Source organism: Streptomyces sp. NPDC002809 (assembly GCF_040295435.1).
GTDB lineage: Bacteria > Actinomycetota > Actinomycetes > Streptomycetales > Streptomycetaceae > Streptomyces.
Genome location: NZ_JBEOVJ010000068.1, coordinates 1 through 12,550, shown reverse-complemented (window position 1 = coordinate 12,550; position 12,550 = coordinate 1). Strand labels below are relative to the sequence as shown.

The following is a 12,550-nucleotide window of genomic DNA, read 5'->3' as shown; positions in this document are numbered from 1 at the left end:
CGCTGTCACAGGTCCGTGGCGATGATCTTCTCGATGTTCCGTTCGGCGAGCGCCGTGATGGTGACGAACGGATTGACGCTGGTGTTGCCGGGGATCAGCGAGCCGTCGATGACGTACAGGCCCGTGTAGCCGTGCAGACGGCCGTAGTTGTCGGTGGCCCTGTCGAGGACCGCGCCGCCGAGCGGGTGGTAGGTGAGGTGGTCGCCCCAGATCTTGTAGACGCCGAAGAGGTCGGTCCGGTAGATCGTCCCCTCCCTGGCGTTGATCTTGTCGAAGATCGTCTTCGCCATGTCGATGGAGGGCTGCTTCCAGGCGGTCTGCCAGTTCAGGTCGACCTTGCCCGTGGCGGCGTTCCAGGAGAACTGGGCGCGGTTCGGGTTCTTCGTGATCGACAGATAGAACGAGGCGAACGTCTCGATCCCGGTCGGCAGCGGTGCGACCTCGGCGAACGCGCCCCCGGCGGCCCAGTTGTCGATGCCGCCGCACGGAATGCTCGACTGGACCGCGCCGGTCGCGTCCCACACGTGATTGGCGCGGCCGCACATGACGTTGCCGTTGTCGCCCCAGCCCTTGCCGATCTCGTCGTTCAGACCGGACAGCGCTCCCGTGGCCTTCAGCCGGGTCAGCAGCTTGCTCGTGCCGACACTGCCCGCGGCGAAGAACACCTTGTCCGCGATGACCGTCTTGGTGGTCGCGACGCTCCCGTCGGTGCGGAGTTCGTCGATGACGGCCGTATAGCCGCCGCCCGACGCCGGAGCGACCGAAGTCACCTGGTGCAGCGGCGAGATGGTGACGTTGCCCGTCGCCGTGGCCTGGGCGAGGTAGGTCTTCTGCAGTGACTTCTTGCCGTAGTTGTTGCCGTAGAGGATCTCACCGTCCAGGGCCGACTTCGGTACCGTGCCCGCCGCCTCCTGTTCCATGTAGTCCCAGTCGTACACATCGGGCACGAAGACGAACGGGAAACCGGAGCGCTGGGCGTGCTTGCGGCCGACCCGGGCGTACTGGTAGCAGTCCACGCTGTCGAACCATGCCGGGTCGACGGTGCCGACCCCCAGCCCGGCGTTGGCGCGCGGGTAGTAGGTGGAGTACATCTCGTCGGCGTTGACGGACGGGAGTACGGCACCGAAGTTCTCGCGTCTGGGCGTCACCGCCATGCCGCCGTTGACCAGGGACCCGCCACCGACGCCGCGTCCCTGGTACACCGTGATGCCGCTGAAGTCCTCGGCGTCCAGGATGCCGGTGTAGCGGGGGATCGCCCTGTCGATGGGGAACCCGAGGAAGTTGCTGAGGGGCTGCTTGCTCTTCGTGCGCAGCCAGTACGAACGGCCGTCGGGCTTTGTCGTGTTGGCGAAGATCTTGCCGTCCGCCCCCGGAGTGTCCCAGGCCATTCCCATCTCGACCATGTGGACGTGGACCCCTGCGCGCGCGAGCCGCAGGGCCGCGACGGAACCTCCGTACCCGGTGCCGATCACCAGAACGGGGACATGGTCCCCGCTGCCGATCACGGCGGCTGCGCCGGTGGTACGTGCCTGGGCGGCGGTGGCGTGACCGGAGAGCGCGGCGGCCCCCAGTATGAAACCTGTTCTAGCCATGAACCTGCGACGTGAGACACCGCTCGATCCCTTGTGGGGTAAGCTCGAATCCGTCATGTGACGTTCCTCACTCTCGATCGAATGGGAACGAGTTCTACTGGCCGTGGCGTGAGAAGTCACTACATACCTATGGGTAATTTGCCCGGCCCCCGGCCGTCTGCCGCCGACGGGGATGGGGTGTCGCCCCGGCGTGCGGCGCCGGGGTATCGCATGGATGCTGGGAGGGCCAGCGTTCCATGAGGAGGAAGTCATGAGCATGCTCGACAAGATCAAGGACCTGATCAAGGGGCATCCTGACCAGGCCCGCAAGGGAGTCGAGAAGGGTGGCGACTTCGTCGACAAGAAGACGGGCGACAAGTACAGCGGCCAGGTCGATTCCGCCCAGCAGAAGCTCAATGACCAGCTCGGTGACCGCCGGCCGCCCTCCGACGGGCGATAGCGCGCCGCACCCTTTGCCCGGCCACTCGCGCAGGACCTCCACCCGTTCGGGCGGAGGGCCTGCGCGTCGATCGGGGAGTGGTGATGTGACGAAAGTGCGGCAGCGGCCGTACGAAGGAGCGGCAGCCGCCGTCCTCACGGTGACTGCCGCTCCTCATGTCGCCACGCGGTGGCGCCGGGGTGCCGAGAGAGCTCAGTTGTGGCCGAACTTCCGTTCGCGCTTGTGGGAGACCTGCTCGGAGATCGCCTTCACCGCGTCGGGCGCGGGTGCCGCGCTCGTCTGCTCCTTGGCCTCCGTGGTCGCGGAGTGCTCGTGACCTCCGCTGCGGGCGCCGCGGTTCTGCCGGCTCTGCTTCTTGCCCATGATCGTGCCTCCTGTGCGGATGTCGGACGATGGGCCGACTTCAGAGTTGCATACAAGTACGAAGGGTGCATTTCGGCCACCGTCTCGCACGCTCCGAAGTGCGCGGCACGGCGGCCGGGGAGCATGCTGACTGTGTGACCTGGTACGGCGCGGTCCGGCGTAAGCCGCTCAGTGAGGGTGGCGGTGTGTCCGGGAGATTCGGGACCGGCCGGGCGCCGGACGAACTGTCGCTGGCGCTCGCCCAGGCTGTCGTGAACGCGATCGAATCCACCGGTGGACAAGCCGGCGGCGTCTACCTGCGCTCCCCCACCCCCGGTCTCCTGCGGCTCGCGGTGCTGGCAGGACTGCCCGGGCCGCTGTTCCGCCCCTGGTGGCGGATGCATGTGAACCGGCCGTTCCCGGTCGCCGAGGCGTTCCGGTCCGGCCAGGCCGTGCACCTCGCCGACGCGGAGGAGGCGATGCGCCGCTTCCCGCAGCTGATGGCGGGACTGCCGTTCCCCTTCGGCTCCCTGTACATGCCGGTCGTGAGCGGCGGCAAGCCGGTCGGGGTCCTGGTCGTGCTGCGCGCGGCGACCCCCGACAAGCCGGTGGAGACCGCCGACCTGCGCAGGCTGCGGAGCACCGCCGAAGGGCTCGGCTCCGCGCTGGCCGGCCTGCAGTCCGCGGGGACGGCGGTGGATTGGGACGAGGAGCCGCTTCCCGTACAGCTTCCGGCGGGCAGTTCACCCCCCGTACGGATCGGCCGCTTCGACTGGGACCTCGACAGCGGAGCGGTCGAGGCGGACGACGAGCTGTGCGCCATCCTCGGCACCGAGCAGGAGGCGTTCCCCGGAACCATCGACGCGCTGGCGGCACGGCTGGCACCGGAGGACGTGTACGGGCTGTGGGCCCTGGCCCGCCGGGCGGCGGCCTCGGGCGGACCGGTCGTCCGCCGCATGCGGCTGCGCGGTCCCGACGGACGCTCGCATCTGCTGGAGGTCTCCGGCCGCCGGGACAAGGGCGGGGTCACCGGCGCGGCCCCCCACCTGACCGGCTTCCTGGTGGACCTGGGCATCGGCCCGGTCGTCGCCGAGGCTGCCGACCGGCTGCCGCGCGGCATCTTCTCCCTCGACCGCTTCGCCCGGATCACCTACATCAACGGCCTGGCCGAGGAGATCCTCGGCAGTCCCCGGTCGGAGCTGGTCGGACGGGTGCTCTGGGAGGCCCTGCCGTGGTTCGCGAACCCCGCCTACGAGGACCACTACCGCGCCGCGATGCTCTCCGACGCCCCGGTCCACTTCCTGGCCCGGCGAACCCCTCCGCCCTGGCTCTCCGTTTCCCTGTATCCCGGTCATGACGGCCTGACCGCCGTGCTCACCCCCACCGAGCAGCCCATCTACGCGCCGGGGTCCGTCGTCTCGCCCGGGCTGGGCCTCGGCTCGCCGGCCGACCGCTCCGCCGCGCTCTACCGGCCGGTCGCGCTGGCCATCGCCCTCACCGAGGCCGTCACCGCCCGGCAGGTGTCCGCCGTCGTCACCGAGGAACTGCTCCCCGCCTTCGGCGGCCGCCAGCTGGCGATCTACCTGCTGAAGGAGAACCACCTCTACCTGGAGTGGGAGACCGGCTTCCCCCACGGCTTCCTGGACCGGTTCGACGGCGTAGCCCTGGACGCCCGCATTCCCGGCGTGGAGACACTGACCACCGGGCGCCCCATCTTCTTCGAATCCATGCAGCGACTGGCCGCCGCGTACCCCGGAATCCCCATGGAGACCGATGTCGGCGCGCGGGCCTTCCTGCCCCTGATCGCCTCCGGACGGCACGTCGGCTCCTGCATCCTCGGCTTCGACCAGCCGCGCGGCTTCAGCCCGGAGGAGCGCACGGTCCTGACGGCCCTCGCCGGCCTCATCGGGCAGGCACTTCAACGAGCCCAGCGGTACGACACCGAGGCCGCCCTGGCCCGCGGACTGCAGGACGTCCTGCTTCCGCACGGGCTGCCCGTCGTCGTGGAGGGCGTCGACACCGCCGGCCGCTACCTCGCCGGCACCCAGGGCATGGACGTCGGCGGCGACTGGTACGACGTCATCGAGACCGGCGGGAAGCTCGCCCTGGTCATCGGGGACGTACAGGGACATGGTGTCGCGGCCGCGGCGACCATGGGCCAACTGCGCAGCGCAGTGCGGGCCTTCGCGCTCAGCGGACACGATCCGCAGGAGGTGGTGAGCGGCACCAACCGGCTGCTCATCGATCTCGATCCCGGTCAGTTCGCGAGCTGTTGCTACATCGTCCTGGACCCGGCCACCGGCCTCACACTTGCCGTGCGGGCCGGTCATCCGCAGCCCGTCCTGCGCCGCCCCGACGGCACGGCCGAGGTCATGGACCTGCCGGGCGGCATCGTGCTCGGTATCGACGCCGAAGCGTCCTACCCCGTCACCGAACTGCACCTCGCCCCTGGAGCGATGCTCGCGCTGTACACCGACGGCATGGTCGAGGAGTCGGGTACGGACATCGACGTGGGCGTCGAGCGGCTGCGCAGCACGATCGCCGGATTCGGCCCGGCCTCCCTGGCCGAAACGGCGGACCACGTGATCGGCCGGGCCAGGCAGGCCGCGGACCGCCCCGACGACATCGCCCTGCTTCTTGCCGCCCGGTGGGCCACCCCTGACGACGGTGCCCTTACCAACCCCTGAGGGCGACGGCGCCCGCCCGGCGGACGACTTGCGAACTCCTTGACCGGCCCGGAACGACGAATTCCGGAGTCGGATCCCCAGGTGGATCCGCCTGGAAGCGCGCCCCTGCGCTCGCAGTGGACGCGGGATCGGTGAACGGGTGCCCAAGGTTCGACGAGTTCGTCCGCGCCAGTGCCAACTCCGTTAAGGGGGGAGCGGTCCGCGTGATTGGCTTCCCTGTACAGCTATTGCGGTCACGGGGTACGACGCCGGCTGTTGCGGCACCTTCGGGTAATGGCGGGCTCGGCGCTCAGGTTCCAGAGCGTGGTTACGCCGTCGTCGGCGGTGGCGGCCAGGGCGTGACCGTCCGGGCGCATCCGTGGCGGGACGGGTGGCTCAGGCGTGGTCGGCGGCCGGCTCCGCCCCGGCCGCTGCGCCCACGGCCGGTTCGGGCCCGGGTCTGCCGGGCAGCAGCAGACCCGCGACGAAGACCACGACGGCCGCGGCGACCGGCCACCAGAAGGCATGGGCGAAGGTGTCTGCGGTGGGAGTCGTGTACGAGCCGCCGCCCTGCAGGATCAGCGCCACCACCGCGATGCCGAGCGAGGCACCGATCTGGTTGAGGATGAACACCGCGCCGGTGGCCCCCGCGACCGCGTCGCCCGGCACCGTCCTGTAGACCGAGCCCATCGTGGGCGCGCCCACCAGGCCCATGCCGAAGCCGGCGGCGAACTGCGCCGCGGTCAGCGCGACCTGTGAGGTGCCGGGGCCGGACCCGGTGAAGACCAGGGCGCCGGCCCCGATGAGAAGGGCCCCGGCGGGCACCAGCCGGCGTGCCCCGGCCCTGTCCGCGAGGTTGCCCGCGACCGGCATGCCGATCAGGGTGCCGAGGCCCAGCGGGGCGAGCAGCAGACCGGATTCGAGGACGCTGTGGCCGTGCACCTGCTGGTAGTACAGCGGCAGCAGGAAGAGCAGCGAGAAGAGACCGCCGCCGAGCAGGAACATCGTGGTCACGCCGGCGCTGAAGCCCTTGCTGCTGAACAGCCGCAGATCGAGCAGCGGGGTGACGGTGGTGCGCAGCGCGTGCACGGCGTACGCGGCGAACAGGGCGACGCCGACGGCCAGCCCGGTGATCACCTCGGTACTGCCGAAACCGTCGCTGCCTGCCCGGGACAGGGCGAAGACGATCGCGGCGAAGCCTGGGGAGAGCAGGGCGCCACCCAGGGCGTCGAACGGGACGGGGTCGCCGCTCGGCGGTGGGTCGGCCGGCAGCACCCGGATCGCCAGCACGATCGCGGCGAGCGCGAAGGGGATGTTGACCAGGAACATCCACTCCCAGGAGAAGTTGTCCAGCAGCAGGCCTCCGATGAGGGGGCCGAGCACCGGGCCCAGCGTGATCGGTACGGAGACCAGGCCCATGACCCGGCCGACCCTGGCGGGTCCCGCGGCGCCTGCGACGACGGTCATCATGATCGGGTCGACCATGCCGCCGCCGAATCCCTGGACGACGCGGAAGGCGATCAGGCTCTCCGTGTTCGGGGCGAAGGCGCACAGCGTCGAGCCGATCAGGAAGACCGACAGGCCCACCAGCCACATGCGCTTGGCGCCGAAACGGACCACTGCCCAGCCGGCCGGCGGAATCGCCAGGGCGACCGCGAGCAGATAGCCGGTGGTGACCCACTCGATGGTGGCCAGGGTCGCGTGGAACTCGCCGCCCAGCGTGCTGATTCCGACGTTGACGATCGTCGCGTCCAGGTAGGACATCATCCCGCCGAGCACCATGACGCCGACGAGCGTGAGCAGGGCGGCGTCGAGCCGGGCAGGCTCGCCCCCCGCCGCTTTTGTTACAGCCACGGCAGCTCCCTTTGACTGGTCAATCCATAAGGTTTTACTGGGTAGTTAAATTAGGTGGCTGGCACGGTAGCATGGGCGCATGAGCGTTGGCGAGAACGAACAGACGGCCGGCGGGCCGGCGGGCCGAGGGCGACTGGACAAGCGCCGGGCGATCGTGGAGGCCGCCCTGCGGGTCTTCGCGCAGGTCGGATACGCACAGGCGAGCCTGGACGTGATCGCGGCCGAGGCCGGGGTGTCCAAACCGACGATCTACAACCACCTGGGGTCGAAGGAGAAGCTGTTCCGGTATGTGATGACGGAGACCGCCGCCCGCGCCAACGCCAAGACCCTCGATGTCCTCACCGCTTTCCCGACCGGCCCGGACGCACTGCGCGAGGGTCTCGAGGACCTCGCCACGAAGCTCGTCGACTGCTACTGCGACGAGCAGTCCGAGTCCGTGCGCCGGCTGCTGTACGCGGAGTCCGTGCGCTTCCCCGACCTCTTCGACGCGGTGCGGGCCAGTGGGCCCAATCAGTTCACCGAGGCGCTCGCGGGCCGGCTCGCGCGCCTGGCCAACGCCGGCCACCTGCGGGTCGAGGACCCGGTCAGGGCAGCCAACCAGTTCATCGCACTGGTCTACGAGGAGCTGCCGGGGATGAGCGCACTGGGCACCCGGCCGCTCGACCCGGTGGACGTGGCGGAGGTGGTCACCGCCGGAGTCGACACCTTTCTGCGCGCCTTCGGCACGGAGCGGTCCGCCGGTGCCACCCCTGGGCGGGCGGCGCAGGCGCGCACCGGTGACGTCGGCGTCTGAGCCGCCCGTACAGGCCGCGGAAGAACGGCGGCGGGGTGGCGGGGCCCGGCGAGTACGCCGTACCCCGGGCTCCGCCGGTGCGTGCTGTGCCGGGGGTTGCGGTCAGCGGCGTCGGGCGTCCGGAGCGGGGACGAGACGCACCGCGGTGTTCAGGACATGGTCGATCACATCGCGCGAGGGCTTGTCCGTGAGGTTGGTGAGCAGTCGGGCCAGGGTGTTGAGCAGGAACGGGGAGCCCATCACGTAGCGGTTGAGTACGGGCTGGAAGCCCGAGCGGCTGAAGACCAGGTCGGCTGCCGTGTTGCCGAGCCGGTAGTAGCTGCCCCAGCGGCGGTTCATCTCGACCGGGTAGTGGTGGAGCGCCCTCTCCCGCCGCGGGCCGGCCGGCAGGGCCAGTGCGAGCGCCGTCGCCTCGGCCGCCACCTCTCCCGCCTCCAGCGCCTGGCCGATGCCCTCGCCGTTCCAGGGGCTGATCATGCCCCCTGAGTCGCCGACCAGGAGAAGCCCTCTGGTGTACAGCGGGTGACGGTTGAAGCCCAGCGGCAGCGCGGCGCTGCGGACGGGCCCCTCGGCGTTCTCCTCGCGCAGCCCCCACTCCTGCGGCGTCCGGGCCAGCCACCGGTCCAGGGTGGCCCGCAGGTCGGCCTTGCCGTGGCGGCGGTGGGGGATCGCGCCGAGTCCCACGTTGACCCGGCCGTCACCCATCGGGAAGATCCAGCCGTACCCCGGCAGATAGTGGTCGCTTCGGGGAAAGCGGAGGTCGGCCCAGAGCTCCAGGAACTCCTCCCGGGAACGCTCGGGACTGCGGTAGTAGCGACGGGCAGCCGTGGCGATCTGCCGCTTCGTGTCCCGCTGCAGCCCCATCGCCAGTGCGAGCCTCGCGGACGCGCCGTCGGCGGCGATGACGACCGGAGCGCGGTGCACCACGGGCTCCGCCGTTCCCGACAGCGCGGTGACACCGATGACCCGGCCGGTCCGGTCGGTCACCGGCTCCGTCACCTTCACGCCGGTGCGCAGCCGGGCCCCGGCAGCGACCGCGTGCCGGGCCAGGATGTCGTCGAAATCGTGCCGGCTGCGGGTGAGGCCGAAGTCCGGGTAGCCGCCCAGCGCGGGCCAGTCGATCTCCACCTGCCGGTCCCCGGTCACCCAGCGCATCCCGCGTGACCGCGTCCAGCCGGAGGCCTTGATGTCGACGCCCATCCGGATGAGCTGGTGCACCGCGCGCGGGGTGAGGCCGTCGCCGCACACCTTCTCCCGGGGGAACGCGGACTTCTCCAGCAGCAGCACATCGACGCCCGCCCTGGCGAGATGGAAGGCGGCGGACGAACCGGCCGGCCCCGCACCCACCACGATCACCTCCGCCTCCTCGGCCGGGCCGGGGGCGGAGTGCTCATCGGGGGTGGACCGGTCTGCGTGCGCTTCCCGCATGGGAACCCTCTCCTGGTACGGCCTGCGCCGCCCGCGGACGGCGACCTGTACACCGACATCCTGCCGGTTCGCGCCGCTCCGCGGCAGGGGCGGTCGACACGTCGTCACCTGCGCCGGAACGCGCCGGGAACGCGCCCCGGACACGCCTCGGGGCCGCACGGAGTGCGGCCCCGAGGGCAACGGCTGAGCGGTGAATCAGTACGGCAGCGGGCGCCCGGAGGGCGTGCGCAGGTCCAGCGGCGGCGACGGCCGGGACGGAAGCTGGGGACGTCGGACGATCCTGATGCGGCCCACTGACACCACCTCCTGTCGGTAATCCGTCATATGCCCTGGCGGTGCGCCGTTCACACGTCCGGCGGACGTTCGGCGGTCTTGGGCCCAGCCGGCCCCGAACAGGCGGGTCCGCCAAATCGTGTTAAACCTGAATATGTGGGTGGTACAGGTCGGTTCCGGACGCGGTTTCACCACTCCGCCCGGCAGCCGCATCGGCACGATGACGGACGCCCGGGCGGTGACGAGCCTGCGCCTTCCGGCCCGAATCCCGGGCGGTCCTCACCGGGCCGTCGGCTGCGCTCCTTCTTCAGGGTCCACACCGTCGCCGGCCAGGTCTTCTTCCTCATGCTGGGAATCGTGACGCTGCTCGTCGTGGCAGCCGTCGTCGCCCTGGTGGTGCTGGGCAGACGCGACTCGATGAACGTGGCCCGGGCCCGGTCGCTGAGTGTCGCGGAGACCTTCGCGCACGCGCCCGGCATCGCGGCGGCCCTGGACAGCAAGGACCCGACCACCCTCCTGCAGCCCCGCGCCGAGGAGATCCGGCAGAGCACCGGAGTGGAGTACGTCGTCGTGGCCGGCGCCAACGGCATCCGTTACACCCACCCCGACATCGCACTGATCGGGAAGCACATCCTCGGCCCGTACAAGGAGGCCCTGGAGGGCAAGCCCATCACCCGTACGATCACCGGCAGCCGCGGACTCGCGGTCAATTCGGTGGTGCCCGTCCAGCGGCCCGACGGCACGGCCGCAGGGCTGGTCTCCGTCGGCATCAAGGTCGAAACCGTGAACAAGCTGGCCTATCCGAGCATCCCGCTCGCCCTGGGCGCCGCGGTGGCCGCACTCGCCCTCACGGCGGGCGGCGCGGCTCTGGTGAGCCGCCGCCTGGGCCGCCAGACGCGCGGCCTCGGCCCGGCCGAGATGACCCGGATGTACGAACACCACGACGCGGTGCTGCACGCGGTCCGCGAGGGCGTCCTCATCATCGGCGGCGACGGCCGGCTGGTCCTGGCCAACGACGAGGCCCGCCGGCTCCTGGAACTGCCCACCGACGCCGAGGGCCGAGCCGTGACGGACCTGGGGCTGGACCCCCGTACGGCGGAGCTGCTGTCCTCCGGGCGGGGTGCCACGGACGAGGTGCGGACCGCCGGGAACCGGCTGCTGGCCGTCAACCTCCGCCCCACGGGCGAGCGCGGCGGCCCGCCCGGCATGGTCGCCACCCTCCGGGATGCCACGGAGCTCCAGGCCGTGATGGGCCGGGCGGAGACCGTGCGCGAGCGGCTGCTGCTCCTGTACCGGGCGGGGGCCCACCTGGGGACGACACTCGACGTCACCACGACGGCGCAGGAGTTGGCGGAGGTCGCCGCGCCCGGATTCGCCGACTGCGTGACGGTCGACCTCGCCGACTCCGTACTGCGCGGAGAGGAACCGGAGCCCCCCTCCGGAGACGTGATGGACATGCGCCGCACGGCCGTGAGCGGCGTCGGCCCGGACCATCCGCTCTACCCGCTGGGCCGTGTCATCGGCTTCGTGCCCACCAGTGCCGAAGGCATCGGCAGCAGCAGTGGACACACCTGGCTGGTGCCGGACCTGACCGCGTCCCAGCAGTGGCGCCTGCCCGACCCGGAACAGGCCGAGCGGATCCTGGCGTACGGATTCCACTCGCTGCTCTCCGTGCCACTGCACGCGCGCGGCGTCATCCTCGGGATGGCCAACTTCTGGCGCGCGCAGAACGAGGCCCCCTTCGACGCCGAGGACCTGTCCTTCGCCGAGGAGCTGGTGGCCCGGGCGGCGGTCAGCGTCGACAACGCCCGGCGCTACACCCGTGAGCACGAGATGGCGGTGACCCTGCAGCGCAGCCTGCTCCCCAGCGGTGTGCCCGAGCAGAACGCCCTGGACGTCGCCTACCGCTATCTGCCGGCGCAGGCGGGGGTGGGCGGGGACTGGTTCGACGTGATCCCGTTGTCCGGCGCCCGGGTCGCGCTCGTTGTCGGCGACGTGGTCGGGCACGGTCTGCACGCCGCGGCCACCATGGGCCGGCTGCGCACCACGGTGCACAACTTCTCCACGCTGGACCTGCCGCCCGACGAGCTCCTCGGCTACCTCGACGAACTCGTCCTCAGAATGGACCAGGAGGAGGGGACGGGCAGCGGGGCGATCACCGGGGCCACCTGTCTGTACGCGATCTACGACGCGGTCTCCGGGCGGGTCTGTGTCGCCAGGGCCGGTCACCCCGGGCCCGCCCTCGTCCTGCCGGACGGCACCGTGGAGTTCCCCGAGATCCCGGCCGGTCTGCCGCTCGGGATCGGCGGCATGCCCTTCGAGGCGACCGAGCTGGAGGTGCCCGAGGGCAGCCGTCTGGTGCTGTACACGGACGGCTTGGTGGAGCGTCGCGACCGGGACGTCGACGAGGGTGTGGAGCAGCTGCGGAACGCACTGGAAGGCCGCGACCGCACACCGGAGGAGACCTGCGACGACGTGCTGGAGGCCCTGCTGCCCACCCGCCCGGGCGACGACGTCGCCCTGCTCGTCGCGCGCACCCGCACCCTGGACCCGGCACGCCGCGTCGAGTGGCAGGTGGACCCGGATCCCTCGGCCGTCGGCGGTGTCCGCAAGGAGGCCATGCGCTGGCTCGCCGAGCAGGGCCTCGACGAGGAGGGCTTCGTCACGGAACTGATCCTGAGCGAGCTCGTCACCAACGCGATCCGGTACGGCTCCGAGCCGATCAGTGTGCGGCTGCTGTACGACCGGGCCCTGATCTGCGAGGTGTCGGACTGCAGCAGCACCTCCCCGCACCTGCGCTATGCCGCGACGACGGACGAGGGCGGACGTGGCCTGTTCCTGGTCGCCCAGTTCGCCGAGCGCTGGGGCACCCGCTACACCGAGCGCGGCAAGGTCATCTGGTCCGAGCAGGCGCTCGACGGGCCGCCGTCCGAGTAGTCGCACGCACGACGGGCCGGGGCCCGGCAGCAACTGCCGGGCCCCGACGTGTTCGTTCGCTTCACGCGATGCGTCAGGGGAACGACACCACGTTCGACGGGACGGTGGACGTACCGGACGTGGGGGATCCGGTGTTGTTGATGACGTGTTCGTACTGGCCCTGGCCGCCGAGTGAGACGACGAGCAGGTCGTGGAACTTCACGCCGGGCTTCACCGGTGCTTCGAA

At 71.0% G+C, this 12,550-nt stretch carries 8 protein-coding genes; 4 read left to right on the top strand and 4 right to left on the bottom strand.

Annotated features, from left to right (window positions below; all coding sequences use genetic code 11):
* Window positions 1-5: 5 nt before the first annotated feature.
* On the bottom strand, window positions 6-1,649 hold the full coding sequence (locus ABT025_RS29835; protein ID WP_351001165.1) for a GMC oxidoreductase: 1,644 nt from the start codon (window positions 1,647-1,649) through the stop codon (window positions 6-8).
* Window positions 1,650-1,842: 193 nt separating this feature from the next.
* Between ABT025_RS29835 and ABT025_RS29830 the strand changes: the two genes are divergently transcribed.
* Entirely contained in the window at window positions 1,843-2,031 is a 189-nt protein-coding gene (locus ABT025_RS29830) for an antitoxin (RefSeq protein ID WP_351001163.1), read from the top strand.
* Between the two features lie 192 nt (window positions 2,032-2,223).
* Here the strand turns inward: ABT025_RS29830 and ABT025_RS29825 are convergent, their stop codons facing one another.
* Complete coding sequence (locus tag ABT025_RS29825; RefSeq protein WP_351001160.1) at window positions 2,224-2,394, bottom strand: hypothetical protein; 171 nt, start codon at window positions 2,392-2,394, stop codon at window positions 2,224-2,226.
* Between the two features lie 98 nt (window positions 2,395-2,492).
* Between ABT025_RS29825 and ABT025_RS29820 the strand changes: the two genes are divergently transcribed.
* A complete protein-coding gene (locus tag ABT025_RS29820) occupies window positions 2,493-5,060 on the top strand; it encodes a SpoIIE family protein phosphatase (protein WP_351001235.1) in 2,568 nt (855 codons plus the stop codon).
* 375 nt (window positions 5,061-5,435) lie between these two features.
* Here ABT025_RS29820 and ABT025_RS29815 read toward each other — a convergent pair whose 3' ends face one another.
* Window positions 5,436-6,893 (bottom strand): DHA2 family efflux MFS transporter permease subunit, encoded by a 1,458-nt coding sequence (locus tag ABT025_RS29815; RefSeq protein WP_351001159.1) that lies wholly within the window; start codon window positions 6,891-6,893, stop codon window positions 5,436-5,438.
* A 79-nt stretch (window positions 6,894-6,972) separates the two neighbouring features.
* On the opposite strand from ABT025_RS29815, the gene ABT025_RS29810 reads away from it, so the two are divergent.
* A complete protein-coding gene (locus ABT025_RS29810; RefSeq protein ID WP_351001156.1) occupies window positions 6,973-7,686 on the top strand; it encodes a TetR/AcrR family transcriptional regulator in 714 nt (237 codons plus the stop codon).
* Window positions 7,687-7,788: 102 nt separating this feature from the next.
* Here the strand turns inward: ABT025_RS29810 and ABT025_RS29805 are convergent, their stop codons facing one another.
* Window positions 7,789-9,114 (bottom strand): geranylgeranyl reductase family protein, encoded by a 1,326-nt coding sequence (locus ABT025_RS29805; protein ID WP_351001153.1) that lies wholly within the window; start codon window positions 9,112-9,114, stop codon window positions 7,789-7,791.
* Window positions 9,115-9,732: 618 nt separating this feature from the next.
* On the opposite strand from ABT025_RS29805, the gene ABT025_RS29800 reads away from it, so the two are divergent.
* Window positions 9,733-12,324 (top strand): SpoIIE family protein phosphatase, encoded by a 2,592-nt coding sequence (locus ABT025_RS29800; RefSeq protein ID WP_351001150.1) that lies wholly within the window; start codon window positions 9,733-9,735, stop codon window positions 12,322-12,324.
* Window positions 12,325-12,550 lie beyond the last annotated feature (226 nt).

Bases quoted from the DNA above. Each gene is read 5' to 3' on its own strand.
- ABT025_RS29805 (WP_351001153.1), bottom strand. From the start codon at position 9,114: ATGCGGGAAGCGCACGCAGACCGGTCCACCCCCGATGAGCACTCCGCC.
- ABT025_RS29810 (WP_351001156.1), top strand. From the start codon at position 6,973: ATGAGCGTTGGCGAGAACGAACAGACGGCCGGCGGGCCGGCGGGCCGA.
- ABT025_RS29825 (WP_351001160.1), bottom strand. From the start codon at position 2,394: ATGGGCAAGAAGCAGAGCCGGCAGAACCGCGGCGCCCGCAGCGGAGGT.
- ABT025_RS29830 (WP_351001163.1), top strand. From the start codon at position 1,843: ATGAGCATGCTCGACAAGATCAAGGACCTGATCAAGGGGCATCCTGAC.
- ABT025_RS29800 (WP_351001150.1), top strand. From the start codon at position 9,733: ATGCTGGGAATCGTGACGCTGCTCGTCGTGGCAGCCGTCGTCGCCCTG.
- ABT025_RS29835 (WP_351001165.1), bottom strand. From the start codon at position 1,649: ATGACGGATTCGAGCTTACCCCACAAGGGATCGAGCGGTGTCTCACGT.